A 16,480-nucleotide genomic window follows, 5' to 3' on the forward strand; every position below is an offset into this window, starting at 1 on the left:
GCTCTCTGGTAATGGTTGACGGACTGACTTTTATATCAGCTGCTATATCTTTTTTCTTGGAATTGTTTGCAAGCAACATAGAAATTGCGTACCTTTGCTCTGAAGTCAAATGTTTGTACATAAGCAATGCAAATATATTTGATTTTGGGGAGAAAGCGTTCTCCCCTTTTTCTTTTTATCTGTCATTGCCAGTTTTCTTAACCTATATCAAGTACAAGATATCTTGGGGGCTTCTCGCCCCCAGTCCCCTCGGTGTTTTATGGTATATATTTTTTCAATATATTCCTCAACTCCGATTGCACTTCTATCTTGAACTTGCATCAGTTACATGCTCAATGAAAATAATGATTTCGGTGCCAGTTTCAGCTATAACCGCCTTGCACGAAATGACGGCTCCGGTACTCAAATATTTCATACCATGCAGAATGAGACACTGAAGGAATCTTCCGTCGTTGACTTTCAAGATCCCGGCCAGTCTACAACTTATTCTGGCAACACTTATTATGTGGGAAAGATAGGCCCGTTACAGATAGACTGGAACACGGACTACTATTGGTATGGCAAGAAAGATTGGATGAATGTGCATGAAACTATGTACACCACAGGCCAGACTGCAGCTACGACATCGGATGTAACCTCTAATCGGAATGCCCGCAACTCCATGATAGCCTCAAAACTAGCGATGAACCTTCCGCTATTCAAAGGCACGCTCTCGTTTGGAGGAGAATACAGCATAGTGAATCGCCGGATGAAATATCTCTCCTGAACATACGTTGACCGCAGAATTAATGAGATGTATGAACAGGCTGACATAAATATTACGCAATATACCCTTGTCCAATGCGGGTGCGTGGCCACAATATGGTGGCCACCTACAAAAGGATCTATGAAAATATTGTATAGTATATTCTGCCAAATCATAGGAAATACGTAACATCATGCCTCACCGAAGGGACATGATGGATCCAAAAACGGGAATTAGAAGTCGATGTCTACGCCGGCACCAAGGACATTGTTGTTGCGCGTGTAGCTGGCATCATACTCCAAATGCGTCGTAGCGTCAGTCTCATTGGTCTTATACTTCTCGTAAATAGTGCAGAAGTAAGCGAGATTCACGCGGACCTTCTTGCTCACATGAATCTGAAGACCGGCACCGATACTGTTGCTGCTGACGACGAAACTCTTGTCGTCCATATACTCCGGCGCGAGACCATAACTCGTACGCTGCCAACCGGCACTCACCGTGACGACCTTACTGGCGTCATACTCCGCCCCGGCATTCCATTCTATCGTGCCGCGGGAGAGCTTGTCCTCGCGGTGATTGTAGGATGTGGCCTGCTTGTCGAAGAAATAATGGAAGCCGGCATTCAGACGAAAGGCGTCGACAGGACTGTACTGTACGCCAAGGGTCAGCAGCGCCGGGATATCGCCGGCAATCTTCTTGCCGTCGGCATACTCGCCCGTGGCAGCTTCCATCTTCGTGTCAAACTGGGTCTTGATGTTGCTCAGGGCCCCGCTGATCGCTGAGGAGGCGATGACGCTCTGCGGGATACCGGCAGCGATGAGCGTGTTGGGGAGGTTACCGATACTCGGCGCCTGGTTGACCGCCTCATTCTTCAGACGGACACGTGTCTTGAACTCATACTTCGCGGCGAAGTTCCAACGGCCCAACCGGTAGTCGACACCAAGGATCGGCGTGAAACCGAAGCCGCTCTGATCACAGTTCAACTCGATATCCGCGGAGTTCGTCTTCGTAGCATCCAGCATCGTATACAAAGGAACCTGTCCCACTTTGATATTCCGTACATAACCGTAATAGTTCGTCTTGGCATAGACGCCACGCACGCCGGCAAAGCCAGAGAGATCGGGCGTGAAACGATAAGCGACGCCGAGAGAAGCACTATAATAATAGTTACGGCCACGCATGAAACTGGTATAACTATAGGATCCCGTCTTACCAAACTTCGTATCGGCGGAGAGACCGGGGTTGACGCCATACTGCGCTGCCGTGAGCCGGTCGATGGCTGCGGCTAACTGTGATGTCGCCACGGCTGTCTCCGAGACAATCTTCTCGAAAGAGCCAAGACCATCATCAAACGTGCACTTGCCGCCGCCACCCGTAAGACCGACCATCGCCTGGAAAGAGAAGTTCTTCCAGTTGTAGGCTGCCTGCACCGTCGGCAGGACAGGGGCCGTGGCATGGCCTTCGAAATGACGCGCCGTCGAAGCGTTGTTCTGATTATTGGCAAACAGGGCATACTGATTATCAATCTTTCGCTTCTGGAAGACTGTCTGCCAGTTCAGCGACAGATGAAGACCCTTCCCCAGGAAAGCCACACCGGCAGGGTTACTGTATATACCGTCGATACCGATGGAGGCATCACGCGAGAGCTCCCGATTGAAAGCGACATTCTGATTCGTGTTTGTGAGAATGCCACCCGCCAGGGCCGGCAGCGGGGCTGACAGTGCGATCACTGCTGCAGCCAATAAGTTGTGTAAACGCATAAATTCTAATCTCTAAAAAAACGGCTGCAAAATTACGCTAAAAATGTTTCTTTTCGGAAATTTTATCCCGTTATTTTCGTTCTTTTACATAAAAGATGTTAATTTCTGCACAAACATCGCCAACTTGTGCAGCATGTAGGGACATGATTCATCATGTTCCGCCATTGATAATTATTGATGGAGGCATGTCGTATACATAAATTATCCGGTGTACCAATATTAGTAAAAAAAAAATCATTCGCAAATTTGTGAATATGAAAAATTAGCTTTATCTTTGCAACAAAGATATTGATATGCAAGTAACATTCAAGCAAGAGTACCTTAGGGAATTGTATGAAAAGGGGCGATCAAGCAACAAGAAATATCGATTCCAACCTGCCATAATAAGGAAGTACGGCAGGGTCGTAAATCTGATGATTTCCGAGGACAACGTGCTTGGGCTTATGAAATATGGTTCACTGCATTATGAACATCTTCATGGAGACAAAGAAGGACTCTCTTCAGTCAGAGTCAATGACCAATATAGAATTGAATTTGAGGAGTTCGTTAAAGATGGGGAGACCGTTGCCTCTATATGCGAAATAACTGAGTTAAGTAACCATTATAAATAGAATAGAAATGATTCACATTGACGGAATAAAAGACAATATGATAGCGAATAATCTTGAGCCGTTTGAGCCAACTCATCCTGGGGAGGTCATTAAGGACGAGATTGAATACCGTGGCATTCCGCAACGGAAACTTGCTTCAGAAATAGGTGTGTCGTATAGTCAACTTAATGAAGTACTCAATGGCAAACGACCTTTAAACACAGAGATGGCCCTTCTTATTTCAAAGGCCCTAGATATTGATGCTGCGCCTCTTCTGAGGCTACAGGCGCAATACGATTTGTTAGTAGCTAAACGAAATAAGTCCTTCATCAAGCGTCTTGAAGGAATAAGGAAAATTGCTGCCGTATTGTAGTTACGGCAAGAAACATATAGTTGTACCGAAAAGTGCCCCCCAAAAAAGGCAGAAGAGCCCATAAATAAGTCAAGAAAGTGTTAGGACCGGCTGCCGCTGACTGAAAACAGACCAGCAAAAACCATCAATCTATTTTTCTATTCTAGAGAAAGAATACCCCAAAATGACATATAGACCTGACAAAATACGAGTCCGGCTTTGCTCTGTTTCGAAGATAATTTCGTAAACAACGTGTTTAGAAAATTATCTACGATAGATACGATCGCTAAACAACCTATTTTCTCATCAAAAACAGCAGCGTTTTTTGCATGATTATCGGAGATAATGGCTTATTATGAATAATTACACGGATAATTATGCAGCACGGAAATCGAAAATAATTATCTAATTTCGTATCTCACTATTAGTCAAACACTTAGCAAACAGCCTCATTTTTCGCGTATTTACGGACAAAAGGGTGAGATGGTGATTTTCTCGCCATTCTCAACCCTTTGTCTGAGTGTCAATATTGTGGAAGTACGACGAAAACTATGCAACCATTCTGAAATTCCTCATATCTTACGGGTCAACATCAAAGAAAATCTGCAGGGCACCATAGCGCGGATCCTTCCCCATCGTCGTTTGGGCGTAATGCAAATATTCCCTGACCTTCCGGCGATCGATACCATTCTCGAGCTTCAACACGATCTTACGGATACTCAGCGTGCGGACACGGCCCACGACAGGCTTGTCAGGACCAAGGACACGGGCGCCAAACCACTGACGGAGCTGAGCGCCAAGCTCACGCGCCGCCTGCTCTACCACGGGCTCCTTGGGGTGACGGAGATAGACATCGATGAGATGATAGAAAGGCGGATAATGGAAATAACTCCGCTCCTCCATCTGGTCATGATAGAAGGCGGGGAAGTCATGACTCACCACCTGATGGATAACGGGGAGATCAGGATTCTTCGTCTGCAGAAAGACTTTTCCCCTACTCCCCTTCCGGCCGGCACGTCCCGCCACCTGACTCATCATGGTGAAGGCATGCTCATAAGCCCGGAAGTCCGGCTGGTTCAGCATGGCGTCAGCATCGAGGATACCGACGACCTTTACGCGCTCAAAGTCCAGGCCTTTCGTCACCATCTGCGTGCCGATGAGCAGGTTCGTACGCCCCGAAGAGAAATCATTGATGAGTCGGCTATAGGCATGGCGCGACCGCGTCGTATCGAGATCCATACGGGCCACACGGGCCTCAGGGAAAAGATCACGGATCTGATCCTCAATCTTCTCCGTTCCATAGCCGCGGCCACTGAGTTCCGTACTGCCGCAGTTCGGACAGACATCGGGGACACGATAGGTCGTGCCACAGTAATGGCAGACCAAAAGGTTCAACCGCTTATGAAGGGTCAACGACACGTCACAGTTCTGGCATTTCGGCGTCCATCCGCATACACGGCATTCTATCATCGGCGCAAAGCCGCGGCGGTTCTGGAAGAGAATGACCTGGTTGCCCTCGGCAAGGGTCTTGCGGATCGCCGTCAGCAGTTGGGGAGAGAAAGCACCCGTCATCATCTTCCGGTGCCGAAGGTCCTTGACGTCGACAACCTCAATCTCCGGCAATTCAATGCCCTGGTATCGCTCGGAGAGGGTGACAAGGCCATACTTACCAGTCTGGGCGTTGTAATAACTCTCCATGGAAGGCGTCGCCGTGCCCAGCAAGACCTTCGCGCCGACCTCATGGGCCAGCATGATAGCAGAACTGCGGGCATGATAGCGCGGCGCCGGATCCTGTTGCTTGAAAGAAGTCTCATGCTCCTCATCGATGATCACGAGGCCGAGATTGCGGAAAGGCAGGAAGAGGGCGCTGCGGGCTCCGAGGATCACGGAGTAAGGTTCATCTGAGAGCTGTTTCTTCCAGATCTCCACGCGTTCGGCATCACTGTATTTGGAATGGTAAATACCCAACTGATGGCCGAGCACACGCTGCAGACGCGTCATCATCTGCACCGTCAGCGCAATCTCGGGAAGGAGATAGAGCACCTGCTTCCCGGCTTTCAACGTCTCCTCAATGAGATGGAGGTAGATCTCCGTCTTACCGCTTGACGTTACACCATGGAGAAGAACCACTTGCTTTTCATTAAACTGCTGATGAATGGCATCGTAAGCCTGCTGCTGGGCAGGACTCAGCGCCTTCACGGACTGAAGGGGACCGGCGACAGCACCCGTATTCAACCGTCCCACCTCTTTATCATAAGTCTCAAGGATGCCCCGGTCGATGAGGTTCTTGAGCATCGGCATGTTCGTATGGGCCTCGTTAAGAAGTTCTTCCTTCGTCACCTCATGATCGTTTTCATTCTCTGCTTCCCCGGTATGTGCCAATCGGAGATAGGTTTCAAAGACTTCCTGTTGACGTTGGGCCCGGAGGAGCATGTTTTTCGCGATATTTAAACCTTCTGGAGAACGGTAAGGATCAGCGAGACGGACATAACTCTCCTTCTTCGGACGGTATTTTCCGACAGTCTTCAGTCCACCGGGGAGCGCCGCCGTCATGACGTCGCCGAACGGGGCCATATAATAATCACTCATCCAACGCCACAACGTCAACTGATGAGGAAGCAGAATCGGGGCCTCATCAAGGACTTCCTGGATCTCCTTACAGTCGAAATCGGGCTTGTGGTCATGGAGCGCCACGACAATAGCGATATAATGCTTGCTCTTTCCCAACGGGACGAGCACACGCATGCCGACTCGTACCCGGTCTTCCCAAGCGGAAGGAAGGGCATAAGTAAAAGTACCGGGAAGGGGAAGGGGAAGAATGACGTCAGCGTACGGCATGTTTTCCTTTCTTTTGACAGGACGGACAGAGACCACGAATCAACAAACTGGCATCGCGGAAGACATAGCCCTCGGGAAGATCCACAGTAGGAATCGGTATGTCGGGAAGACAGAACACACGATGACAATGCTCGCAATAGAAATGGGCATGCTCATCCTCGTCTGTATCGGTATCCTCGGAATAACAGAGTTCGAAACGCTGACTGCCACTACCGTCATCGATGACATGCACGAGATGATGGTCACGGAAGAGCTGAAGAGTACGGAAAATGCCACTCTTGTCAATCGACAGGATCTGATATTCCAACTCTTTCATCGTCACAGGACCGGTGGCCGCCGACAACGCCTTCACAATCACCATTCGGTTGGCCGTGGGCTTGATGTCATGCTGCTGCAACAGCGCTATCGTTTCTTGTTGATTCATGTCGTTATTCCCTTTCTGTTCTTTTCGTTGGCAAAGGTACACTTTTTTCTACAAATACAATACCATCAGGTTGGAAAAACCCTGCACAGATTTCTCACCTGTTCCTCAAAATGTTCCTTGTCAAGGGAACGGCCTTTCATCGCGGAACGGTAGTTATAGATGGTATGGGGCGAATAGCCGAGGAGGGTGGCAATCTCTGAACTTTCCGTAACGCCGAGGCGGATCAAGGCAAAGAGGCGCAATTCCATCGACATCGAGCCGTCCTTGTTCAGACAGACTTGATAATCGGGCTTCAACAACTTATTGAACTCCTCCACAAAAGTGGGATAAAGGCCGAGGAAAGCCTTGTCGAACTGCATGAAGAAGCGACTCATATCGTGGTCGGCCATACGGTCGGAATTCAACACCTTCAGCAGGTCTTTCGTCTGGTTCGCACGAACTTTGAGCTTGACAAGATTTTTGTAATTCGTAATGCGCTCCATCGTAGAAGCACAGATATCGACGAAGAGACGAAGATATTCCTCACGCTTCCGGTTGGCTTCTACAAGGAGACCGTTGAGATGCTGCAACTGGCCGTTGACGGTTAGCATCTGCTCATTCACCGCATGCATCTGTTCGTTGACATCATGAAGCTGACGGTTCTTATGCTCCAACAACCGCTGACTGAGATGCAACTGGGCATTGCGGCGACGGGAGAGATAGAAAAGGACAAAGGCGACAACAGCCAGGAGAAAGGCCAACGTGGCAATAAGCCAGATTCTATGGGTCTGCGCCGTCAACTCCTTTACGAAACTCGGACAGGACGGCTTCCACGGCACGCTCAACTACAAGACGAACCATTTCGGACTGCAGGAGTTCTCCCTGAACGTCAACGGCAGCCTCGGACACGACTGGTTCTACAGCGGCAATATCTATCAGGACTTCGATCCGGGTACGTTCAAGCTCCGCAGCTCCGCCAACCAGGACCGCACGCAGATCTACAAGGCAGCCCTCACCAAGCGCTATGCCGGCACAAAGGGTGAACTGAAAGTGTGACGACAAGCCGGAGGTGGCCAAATTCCTTGACTATGGTAAGGATCACTATGCCACCGTCACCTTCTTCGGCACGAAAGACCGTGTCGTCGCCGTGCCATGGATGAGCAACTGGCAGTATGCCAACATCACGCCGATCAAACAGTACCGTGGCGCCAACGCCTTGCCGCGTGAGCTCTCCCTCTTTGAGAAAGACGGTGAATATTATCTCGCCGCTAATGCCGCTCGTGAGGTGAAAGCCCTGCGCAAAGAAACAAAGGTGCTCGGAAACATCACCGCCAGCACGGAGAAGGACAAGAAAGCTCTCTTCGCCAATAATGACGGCGCCTTCGAGGTAGAATTTGACATCACTCCGGGAAAGAGCGGGCAGGCCGGCATCGAGCTCTTCAATGACAAGGGAGAGAAAACGAAGATCTACTTCGATCAGAATCTCGGCAAGCTCGTCATGGACCGTACCGAGAGTGGCCTCGTGAAGTTCGGCGAGAAGGCCGTTCCCCACGACATCGAGAAAGCCCATGATGTTCGTATGGGTGGAAAGAAGATGCGCGCACTCAACAGCATCAACTACGTGAATGACTTCGCTCTCGCCACATGGGCACCTCTGAACTTGTGCAACGGCAAGACCTATCATGTAGACGTCTATGTGGATAAATGTTCCGTAGAGATCTTCGTCGACGGCGGACGTATCGCTATGACGAACCTCGTTTTCCCAACAGCGCCCTATAATAATGTAGGGTTCTATGCAACAAAGGGAAAAGCAAAATTCAATAATGTCAAAGCCTATAAGTTAGGCCTTTGATCCGTGTAGTTCAACTCAAAAATGAAAAGAGGCGGTCAATTTTATGATCGCCTCTTTTTTATGTTTAGAAAATATACGCTACGCCGAGCTGCCAACTGTTGCTACGGCTCTTACCCGTGAGGGCATTAGTGGTCTTGGAGAGCGCCTCACTCCACGTGACATCAGCAGACTTTCCACAGACAATATTGTAGTTGGCTGTCACCTGCAGATGCTGCAGCGCCGTGATACCCAAACCAACATTGATACTGAAGTTGGACTTCTTCAGAGAGTAACTGCTACCCTCCTTCCAATCGAAATTACGATCTCCAACATTGATACCCCATTGCGGACCGGCAAAGAGGAAACCATCAATGAAATCTCCAAGGCCGATGCCATAACGAAGATTAACAGGAATGGCTATCTGCTGCTGCTTCACGGTCTGTTTCTCTTGCGCGTCATCCGTCAGACGGCTCTCACGATAGTCATAGAGGGCGGCGGCGTCAACGCTCAAGCCCGTGAGCGGCAGACTGACTTTCACCATCGGGCCAACAAACCAGCCGGCACGATTGGAAGCATCAAAGACTTCCTTACTCAGATGCATATCCGTCGCATTGATTCCGGCCTTGATACCAAACTTGATCTGGGCATCAGCAGGCGCGGCAAGGACGAGGGCTGCCAAGGCAGCGAAAAGGATTCTCTTTTTCATAACGCTTATGATTTTCTGATTAATAATTCTTTTAATGACGCTCACGACGTACCGTCACACGAGCCTCACCGGAGGGAGCAGCACCGGAAGAAGAGGTACTGAAGCGGCGCGTGCGGACACTGGCGCCTCCGGCACGACGGTTACGACGGGCCTTCTTGACCTTCTTTGGATTGGCATTCAACTTGGCAATACTGTCCAAAGAGTCTTTCTTGGCCTGATCACCCCACATATTCTTCTCAAAAGCGGCCAGCTCATTCTCAATGCGCTTCTGCTCCTTCGACATCGCGGAGTCATTAGGACAATACTGTGCCAGCGTCTTTCCAAGCATGTTCGTCGTCTTGTAGATCTTTCCACGATACTGGTTCAACGTGAAATAATCATCCAGACTCATCGTAGCGGCATTGTTCAGATTACTCGTCATAATCTGCTGCTTAGCCAGATAGGGAGCGAGGTCGTCATACTTCACCCAGAAGAGCGGATATTTCGTAGCGCCGTCGCCGAAGTCATCCTCGCGATACATAATCGGACAGAGAGCAATCACCTTCGTGTGGAAAGTGGAAGTACCCTGATCGTAATAGGCGCTCTCCTTCAAATAATAGGCCTTCACTTCCGATGACGGAATATCACTGTTGTCGATACGAATACGACCATTATCCATCTTGTCGTAATAGATATGGTAGTTCTTCAGGAAATCCATCGGACGGACACGCGTAGAGTCATCGAAGATCTCATTGCCATCCAAACGGTACTCATAGACATGAATCCTTCCCGTCATCATCAACTTGAAGATATAGGTGAAGAGATTCATCTGATTACCGATAGGCGACACTGGATAATAGAGGCCGGCATTGGCATCCTGCGTGAGATCGATCTCACGCAGGATGTCACGACGCCACACAACATCCTCCGGCATGGTCTGTTCGGTGGGGAACATGATACGGGCACGCTCCGTGACATTATTGGCATTCGACTGTGGGGTCTGCTGCTGACGACGACGGGCAGCAGGCTGAGCCCATAGGCCCTGGGCCATACAGACGACGATCAGGAAAAATAGTATCTTTCTCATATCTCTTTTCTACACATTATTATATTATAGACCTCAACGGACAATCACTTCCAAAGCTCCATTCAACTGACGGGCGATACCATCGGGACCAACGGCACGAACATGGGTGATATAGAACCGCTTGCCACGACCAAGATGCCGGAACTGCTCACGCTGCGCTCCCGTGAAACTGCTGCCGGAAGAGGCCATGGGAACGGCATTTCCCATATTATCGAAGAAGACCGTCTCGAAACCAGTCACACGGAAGGGGATATCGAGAAGTCCATCATCAATAGCAGCTCGAATGCCCGGAGCTCCCATCAGAGAGCCTTTCGCCAAACCACCACCCTTGAAACGATTGGTTCCAACAGCGATATAAGCTGTCGGATCAGGAAGCTTACGGACATGGAATACAAACGGGCCGGCTGAACGACTCATCTTACCATCGCGACCCGTGATACGAATAGACACATCATGGCCCACCGCCGACGGGATAACCGTATAATGTCCGTTACCTTTGGAGATGACACGTGCGCCACTGGCCGAGAGAGTAACGGCATTCTGAGCAATACCCGGCATGCTCACACTCATCGGGTTCTGAAAACCGGCATAGAGCACGTTCATCAGATCGGCAGCCACCGTCGCCGTGTTCGGCGTCGGAATAACGGTATATTTCTGAATAAAGTTTCTGCGTAGGAAGTCGCCGACGGCATTCTTCATCAGGATATAGCCACTGAACTGATGTTCGCCGACACCTCCGGCAGTAAAGGAATATTGGCCGTTACGGGTGTTCAAACGGGCGCCATTGACATAGATGATCGGCTGCTGCGTCGTGTCGACGGCGGCCATGACAATCCGTGCGTTGAAACGCTCACCGGCATAGAGCGTCGTCTTTTCCGGAATGACCCATGCTGACAACTTGTTGACACGGATATCCTTCATGTCAATCTGAGAAACGAGAGTATGCAGGACTTCACCCTCGGCATAACGGACATCATTCTGCAACTTCGACAACAGAGTGACGGCGGCGGCGACGGGCATATCCTCAAACATATACTCTTGCCAGTTCTTCCCCAGCGTGCCTTTATGACGGGGCACGGCAGTAGAGAGGTTACTGGCTATGATACTCTTCTGGCGGGGATCAGTAATCATCGACAGAATACGCTCGCGGTAGGAGTTGATCATACGATAGAGCTTCTTTCCTTTCCCCGTTCCCGGTGCCAGCATAACGATACCGGCAGCTTCGAGATTATCGGTATTCTGGATGTTATGAACATCACCCTGGGGACCATCGGCATTACGCACGATAGCCACCTTCAACTCTTGGGCGAAGTCATAGAGAGAATCACTCATCTCCTTCACCTGCGTAGCCTTGTCAAACCAGGCTTTCACCTTCTCCGGGTTGTCAAGCATCTGGTTCTTAAATTCCTGATAGAGTGCGTTGTTCTCTTTCCCACTGTTGGCCGTCGTCCTGTTCAGACTCTCCTCGACAATAGAAAAGCCGTGGAGCACCTCCGTAGAGATATTCAGCGCCAACATGGCCATCAAGACGATATACATCAAGTTGATCATCTTCTGGCGTGGGGTAACGCGTCTTTTCTTAATGGCCATTTACTCTTGTGTTTGAAGATTCTGCGTCGGGGCCTGGGCACGCATATTTACAGTCATGGCCTCTATCATACGGGCATAAATCTTATTCAACTGTTCTATCTGCTGGGCCAACTTACGACTCTGCTCATTGATCTCATCAATAGTACCGATCTGCTTGCTGGCACCCTTGAGCTGCATCTCATAGACCTTACTGATTCCGGTGAGGGTGCGGTTGAGATTATCCATCTCCTCACTGTCACGGGTCAGACGCGTACTCTGCTCGTTGACCCTGCCCAAGGTCTCCACGAGTTTCTTCAACTCCTCAATATAGTTTTTCTGTGCTTCCTCCAATTCCGGCGAGTCCTGTGCGACAGCGGCAAAGGCAGGCGCAGCAGGCTCGGCAGGCTGAGAAGCGGCAGCCGACTCTTGGGCTTGATAGGCGCTTTGGGCTTGATAGGCCTGAGAGTATTCACTCCCCTCGCCAGTCGGAGAGGGGTTGGGGGTGAGGCTTCTTTCATCTTCTCCTTCCAGATATTCCTCCGTCACATGCATCGGGATATCCATTCCGTCTTGCGTCTTGTCGAAAGGACGATCGAAAGCCGAGAGGAAGAACACAAACACCTCAGTGCCCATTCCTAGGAACAACATAAAGTTGGCACCCGGCAGATGGGTCAACTTAAACATTGCGCCCAAGATGACGATAGAGGCACCCCAACTATAGGCATAGTTCAGAAAAGTCTGGCCAGGGACACTGTCCATCCATTTCTGCAGACGATAGATGACATTCCACTTACTATAACTCATTGTCTTATATCTTTTCGTTCATTACTTTTTCTTCCCCTTATAACGTTGTTTCGCCGTAGATGTCGTAGCCAGACTACGGACACAACGGAACCCAATATAGCTTCGGGGCTGGTTCTGATATTCCCACGAACGCCAGGCACTACGGATGAAACTCTCCGGATCTTTCCACGAGCCACCACGCACGCTCTTCTTCTTTAAACGATAGGGATCTTCCTTCGCAGCATTATATGACAACTCCGGATTTAAATCGTTCATGGCATCAACGCCAGACTCGGTATATACCGTACTCGTCCATTCCGCCACATTACCAGCCATATCATAGAGGCCATTGCTGTTGGCACCATAGGAAGCCACCTTACTCGTGATCAAATTGCCGTCAGCAGTATAGTTACCCCGATCGGGCTTGAAGTTCGCATAAAAACAACCATTGCCACTCTTAACATCATGGTTATCCCAGGGGAATTCATTTCCGTCCTTACCACGGGCGGCATACTCCCATTCTGCCTCTGTCGGGAGACGGTAACGCTGTACAAAACGCGCTTCTGGCCCGAGCCCTCTCAACAGATATTCCGTACGCCAGGCACAGAACGCATTCGCCTGTTCCCACGTTACGCCAACAACAGGATAGTCATTATAGGCGGGATTACTGAAATAACTTCTCAGATAAATTTCATTATCCGAATTTCGAAAGTCATTCACCCAACAAGTGGTATCAGGATAGATATTGACGATATAGGTATTCAGGAAATCCCAAGGGCCGGAGAGAGGACGGTTAATCGTCTCCCTCACAATCTTACCATTATCATCTATATACGCTGTATCCTTGGAGATCATCACCACCTCATCCATATCCGGCTTGACATCCGTATTCAGATTACGCTGGGCAGGATCAAGACGATTACGGCGCAAAGCAGCCGTCGTATAATCATAAATCTCGTATCTGAAATTCATCTGCCGCCAGTCGAGGAGTTTCTCATGCGTCACGGGGTTCGTGACATAGAGACTCTCAATGGCACGCTGCTCATCCTCATTCGGCTTGCGCGGCAACGGCTTCTTCCAGTTGATATGCGGCGTGACGGGATCGCCATTCTTGTCCTCAGTGATCATATAAGTCTCATCACCACCATAGTTGGGATCAGCAAGACGGGTACGAAGGATACTGTCACGGACATAACTGACAAACTGCTTATACTGGGAGTTGGTAATCTCCGTCTCATCCATCCAGAATCCGTCGACAGAAATATCTTTTCGTGGAATTTTCTTTCCCCATAAGGAGTCGATACTACTCTCACCCATCCTCAGGAAGCCACGGTTCACCTTCACCATGCCATAAGGCGTAGGCTCATTGAAACTCTTGCCACCGACACCAACGACCTCACCGCCACGACCGGACGAAGAAGCCGAGCGGGCTCCGAAACAGCCTGTCAGCATTAGAACCAAAAGAGAAGCGCCAAGCGCTATGATTGTTTTCTTCATATTTCGTCTGATAATTTTTCACACATATCTTACAGAATCCTCACACTCTGATGACGGTTATGACCTTTCTTTACAAGATTGACGGGCATCTGATAACCCACAAACAACTCATGCGACCCATTACCGGGATTAATAGCAGAAGTATACATCTCATAACTATAACCTATCTTCACACCATGAAAGATACCACCAACAAGGAAAGTCACTGAGGTGTTCGGACTATAACCGGCACCAACATACATCGTCTTCTTCTCATGGGAATAGACGAGCCTACAAGTCACATCCTCCCTCCATGACGTACCGTCAGTTCGAACGAGGAATGAAGGACTCAACGATAGCCAAGGCTGATGGAAACGGACCGTATATCCCCCCGTTGCATAGTAATGGCGGTCGATCTTCATCTCATTACTTGTTCCCAACGATACCGTAGGTGCCGTAAGATGGGTAGCTGAAAGACCGAGATACCACGATCCATACTGATAGTAAAGTCCTGCACCTAAATCAATACTGTTGCCATTCGCCGTAGCAAAGGCCTGATCACCGCTATCCTCCGTATCAAGCTGAGAAGCATCAAACTTCTCCATGACAAAGCCCCCTTGGATTCCAACAGCAATCATTCCCCCGAAAAGCTTATGGCGGTAAGCATATTGAAGACCAAGACGCTGATGGGTAAAGAGTCCAATCTGATCATTGATGAGTTGGATTCCTACTCCATGATAATTTTTTAAAGTATAGAATGGCAAATCAGCAGCAATATACATCGTTCGCGGATTATTTTCGTATCCGGCAAAATCAAGGGCATAAGCCCCTGTGATATTGAGCTTACTCTGCTTCCCCACCGCTGCAGGGTTGAAGGAAGTCTCCATATCCATATAGTGACTGAAAGAAGGATCATACTGTGCCTTAGCAAGCACAGCAAAGCCCAACAGGAAGAGGATGATGAAGAACTTTTTCAATCTATAATGATTTTTTGAAGATAACGAACAGAATGGAGAATTATTGTATAAACAAAGAAAGGTCATCTCACAAAGGAAATGACCTTATACGGTTAAATGTTAATACTCATCTTCATTCCAAAGGAAATCATCCTTCGTCGGATAGTCAGGCCATAAGTCTTCAATACTCTCATAGACCTCACCATCGTCTTCTATCTCCTGCAGATTCTCCAATACTTCCAATGGTGCTCCCGAACGTTGAGCGTAGTCTATTAACTCGTCCTTCGTTGCAGGCCAAGGGGCATCCTCCAGTTTGGAAGCCAACTCTAGTGTCCAATACATAGGCTTGATGATTAGTATAAATATAATTTTTCGAGGTGCAAAGATAATAAAATTCTTCTGTTCTGCAAGAAGAAAAGACATAAAAAATAAGCTACATCATCAAATAAACTTTAAAATACCATCAAAAATCAGAAATTGACCTTATAAACCTCCTTCGTCATTGAAGTATTGAAAAAGATCAGTCCACAATAATACAAATCAAAACATACTCCAGTATGATGATCATGGGTCATCCTCTTCCATTTTGACAAGGACGTTTTGGACTTCCTAATGTCCATAACGATGAGCATACTCTTCTTACCAGCATGAGAACAGAAAGACCGAAAGAGTGGCTCAATACCGTCAGATAGCGCCATCACAAGAATATCAATACCTTTGTCCAAAGGAACATGTACAGCAGAGCTTATCGTAGCCGAATGACTGCCAGCCATAATATAAGCGGAGAGATAGGGGATATTCTCAAAAGCAAATGCCCAGTGGGCCCCACGCACATAATTGGAGATGCGAAAGAAAAGTCGCCCTATATGATGCTCTAACGGAGATAGATAGGGATATTTGGCTTTCATATTATCATAGGCATAATAAGGATAATGCTCATTTACAACATAGCGCACGAAACGATAGGCCCATGGAGATTGAATACCAAAGCCCCTACAGTAACCCATGCGACGAATCCATACTAAAGATTGTTTCCATCTAGCCATACTACATAATAACGAAAAAGCCTCGGAGATATTGCTATCTTCGAGGCTTTTCTTGAGTTTAAAGAAAAGAGGGCAGCTACCTACTCTCCCGCATTGCATTGCAGTACCATCGGCGCAAGCGGGCTTAACTTCTCTGTTCGGAATGGGAAGAGGTGGGACACCGCCGCAATAACCACCCAAAGGGGGTTGACGTATCTTGACAAGCAAAACTCAACAGTTGAAAGTATAACCCTTCAGCGGAAAGTGTTCGGGCAATTAGTAATGCTCGGCTTTGGCATCGCTGCCTTTACACCTGCATCCTATCTACGTCATCGTCTTTGACGACCCTTATGAGGAGTTCTCATCTCGCGGAAGGCTTC

At 48.7% G+C, this 16,480-nt stretch carries 16 protein-coding genes, 2 rRNA genes and 2 pseudogenes; 5 read left to right on the forward strand and 15 right to left on the reverse strand.

What is annotated here, in order from left to right:
* Nucleotides 1-121: helix-turn-helix domain-containing protein (locus tag G604_RS15640; RefSeq protein ID WP_155941948.1), on the reverse strand; the 121-nt coding region annotated here is incomplete at its 3' end.
* Between the two features lie 297 nt (nucleotides 122-418).
* Between G604_RS15640 and G604_RS14425 the strand changes: the two genes are divergently transcribed.
* Complete coding sequence (locus G604_RS14425) at nucleotides 419-766, forward strand: hypothetical protein (protein ID WP_036905700.1); 348 nt, start codon at nucleotides 419-421, stop codon at nucleotides 764-766.
* A 212-nt stretch (nucleotides 767-978) separates the two neighbouring features.
* Here G604_RS14425 and G604_RS0112000 read toward each other — a convergent pair whose 3' ends face one another.
* On the reverse strand, nucleotides 979-2,505 hold the full coding sequence (locus tag G604_RS0112000; protein ID WP_028910769.1) for an OmpP1/FadL family transporter: 1,527 nt from the start codon (nucleotides 2,503-2,505) through the stop codon (nucleotides 979-981).
* A 293-nt stretch (nucleotides 2,506-2,798) separates the two neighbouring features.
* On the opposite strand from G604_RS0112000, the gene G604_RS0112005 reads away from it, so the two are divergent.
* On the forward strand, nucleotides 2,799-3,116 hold the full coding sequence (locus tag G604_RS0112005) for a type II toxin-antitoxin system RelE/ParE family toxin (protein WP_028910770.1): 318 nt from the start codon (nucleotides 2,799-2,801) through the stop codon (nucleotides 3,114-3,116).
* Nucleotides 3,117-3,123: 7 nt separating this feature from the next.
* Nucleotides 3,124-3,468, forward strand: coding sequence for a HigA family addiction module antitoxin (locus G604_RS0112010; RefSeq protein ID WP_028910771.1), 345 nt, complete (start codon nucleotides 3,124-3,126; stop codon nucleotides 3,466-3,468).
* A gap of 558 nt (nucleotides 3,469-4,026) precedes the next feature.
* Here G604_RS0112010 and priA read toward each other — a convergent pair.
* The 3 genes from priA to G604_RS0112025 form a co-directional block, all read right to left on the reverse strand.
* On the reverse strand, nucleotides 4,027-6,285 hold the full coding sequence (gene priA / locus G604_RS0112015) for a primosomal protein N' (protein ID WP_028910772.1): 2,259 nt from the start codon (nucleotides 6,283-6,285) through the stop codon (nucleotides 4,027-4,029).
* A complete protein-coding gene (locus tag G604_RS0112020) occupies nucleotides 6,272-6,709 on the reverse strand; it encodes a Fur family transcriptional regulator (protein ID WP_028910773.1) in 438 nt (145 codons plus the stop codon). Before G604_RS0112020 ends, priA begins: the two co-directional genes overlap by 14 nt.
* Before the next feature lie 65 nt (nucleotides 6,710-6,774).
* On the reverse strand, nucleotides 6,775-7,449 hold the full coding sequence (locus G604_RS0112025; protein ID WP_028910774.1) for a DUF6377 domain-containing protein: 675 nt from the start codon (nucleotides 7,447-7,449) through the stop codon (nucleotides 6,775-6,777).
* Nucleotides 7,450-7,480: 31 nt separating this feature from the next.
* Between G604_RS0112025 and G604_RS14880 the strand changes: the two are divergent.
* Both G604_RS14880 and G604_RS14430 read left to right on the forward strand, forming a co-directional pair.
* Nucleotides 7,481-7,732, forward strand: a pseudogene (locus G604_RS14880) (TonB-dependent receptor); the annotation flags it as partial.
* A gap of 4 nt (nucleotides 7,733-7,736) precedes the next feature.
* Nucleotides 7,737-8,540: pseudogene (locus G604_RS14430) on the forward strand (glycoside hydrolase family 32 protein); the annotation flags it as partial.
* A 64-nt stretch (nucleotides 8,541-8,604) separates the two neighbouring features.
* On the opposite strand, the gene G604_RS0112040 reads toward G604_RS14430, so the two are convergent.
* The 10 genes from G604_RS0112040 to G604_RS0112085 all read right to left on the reverse strand — a co-directional run.
* Nucleotides 8,605-9,225 carry a porin family protein gene (locus G604_RS0112040; protein WP_028910776.1) on the reverse strand — a complete coding sequence of 207 codons (621 nt, stop codon included), beginning with the start codon at nucleotides 9,223-9,225 and terminating at the stop codon, nucleotides 8,605-8,607.
* 31 nt (nucleotides 9,226-9,256) lie between these two features.
* Nucleotides 9,257-10,291: a gliding motility protein GldN gene (gene gldN, locus G604_RS0112045; protein ID WP_028910777.1), complete on the reverse strand. Its 1,035-nt coding sequence runs from the start codon at nucleotides 10,289-10,291 to the stop codon at nucleotides 9,257-9,259.
* A gap of 33 nt (nucleotides 10,292-10,324) precedes the next feature.
* The gene (gldM, locus tag G604_RS0112050) at nucleotides 10,325-11,881 is read right to left on the reverse strand and encodes a gliding motility protein GldM (RefSeq protein WP_028910778.1); all 1,557 of its coding nucleotides are present in this window, start codon (nucleotides 11,879-11,881) and stop codon (nucleotides 10,325-10,327) included.
* A complete protein-coding gene (gene gldL, locus G604_RS0112055) occupies nucleotides 11,882-12,664 on the reverse strand; it encodes a gliding motility protein GldL (protein WP_028910779.1) in 783 nt (260 codons plus the stop codon). It lies immediately after the preceding gene.
* A 21-nt stretch (nucleotides 12,665-12,685) separates the two neighbouring features.
* Nucleotides 12,686-14,140, reverse strand: coding sequence for an SUMF1/EgtB/PvdO family nonheme iron enzyme (locus G604_RS0112060; RefSeq protein WP_028910780.1), 1,455 nt, complete (start codon nucleotides 14,138-14,140; stop codon nucleotides 12,686-12,688).
* A gap of 29 nt (nucleotides 14,141-14,169) precedes the next feature.
* Complete coding sequence (locus tag G604_RS0112065) at nucleotides 14,170-15,096, reverse strand: type IX secretion system membrane protein PorP/SprF (RefSeq protein WP_028910781.1); 927 nt, start codon at nucleotides 15,094-15,096, stop codon at nucleotides 14,170-14,172.
* Between the two features lie 99 nt (nucleotides 15,097-15,195).
* Nucleotides 15,196-15,417, reverse strand: a complete 222-nt coding sequence (locus G604_RS0112070) for a DUF2795 domain-containing protein (RefSeq protein WP_028910782.1) — start codon at nucleotides 15,415-15,417, stop codon at nucleotides 15,196-15,198.
* Nucleotides 15,418-15,545: 128 nt separating this feature from the next.
* Entirely contained in the window at nucleotides 15,546-16,121 is a 576-nt protein-coding gene (locus G604_RS0112075) for a hypothetical protein (RefSeq protein ID WP_155941949.1), read from the reverse strand.
* Between the two features lie 67 nt (nucleotides 16,122-16,188).
* Nucleotides 16,189-16,301, reverse strand: a 5S ribosomal RNA gene (rrf, locus tag G604_RS0112080).
* 54 nt (nucleotides 16,302-16,355) lie between these two features.
* A 23S ribosomal RNA gene (locus G604_RS0112085) occupies nucleotides 16,356-16,480 on the reverse strand; the annotation flags it as partial.

This window comes from Prevotella sp. AGR2160 (assembly GCF_000424185.1).
Taxonomy (GTDB): domain Bacteria; phylum Bacteroidota; class Bacteroidia; order Bacteroidales; family Bacteroidaceae; genus Prevotella.

Coding starts and splice junctions, on each gene's coding strand:
- gldM (WP_028910778.1), bottom strand. CDS start 11,881: ATGGCCATTAAGAAAAGACGCGTTACCCCACGCCAGAAGATGATCAAC.
- gldN (WP_028910777.1), bottom strand. CDS start 10,291: ATGAGAAAGATACTATTTTTCCTGATCGTCGTCTGTATGGCCCAGGGC.
- G604_RS0112020 (WP_028910773.1), bottom strand. CDS start 6,709: ATGAATCAACAAGAAACGATAGCGCTGTTGCAGCAGCATGACATCAAG.
- G604_RS0112010 (WP_028910771.1), top strand. CDS start 3,124: ATGATTCACATTGACGGAATAAAAGACAATATGATAGCGAATAATCTT.
- G604_RS0112005 (WP_028910770.1), top strand. CDS start 2,799: ATGCAAGTAACATTCAAGCAAGAGTACCTTAGGGAATTGTATGAAAAG.
- G604_RS0112000 (WP_028910769.1), bottom strand. CDS start 2,505: ATGCGTTTACACAACTTATTGGCTGCAGCAGTGATCGCACTGTCAGCC.
- G604_RS0112075 (WP_155941949.1), bottom strand. CDS start 16,121: ATGGCTAGATGGAAACAATCTTTAGTATGGATTCGTCGCATGGGTTAC.
- G604_RS0112040 (WP_028910776.1), bottom strand. CDS start 9,225: ATGAAAAAGAGAATCCTTTTCGCTGCCTTGGCAGCCCTCGTCCTTGCC.
- G604_RS0112070 (WP_028910782.1), bottom strand. CDS start 15,417: ATGTATTGGACACTAGAGTTGGCTTCCAAACTGGAGGATGCCCCTTGG.
- gldL (WP_028910779.1), bottom strand. CDS start 12,664: ATGAGTTATAGTAAGTGGAATGTCATCTATCGTCTGCAGAAATGGATG.
- G604_RS14425 (WP_036905700.1), top strand. CDS start 419: ATGCAGAATGAGACACTGAAGGAATCTTCCGTCGTTGACTTTCAAGAT.
- G604_RS0112060 (WP_028910780.1), bottom strand. CDS start 14,140: ATGAAGAAAACAATCATAGCGCTTGGCGCTTCTCTTTTGGTTCTAATG.
- priA (WP_028910772.1), bottom strand. CDS start 6,285: ATGCCGTACGCTGACGTCATTCTTCCCCTTCCCCTTCCCGGTACTTTT.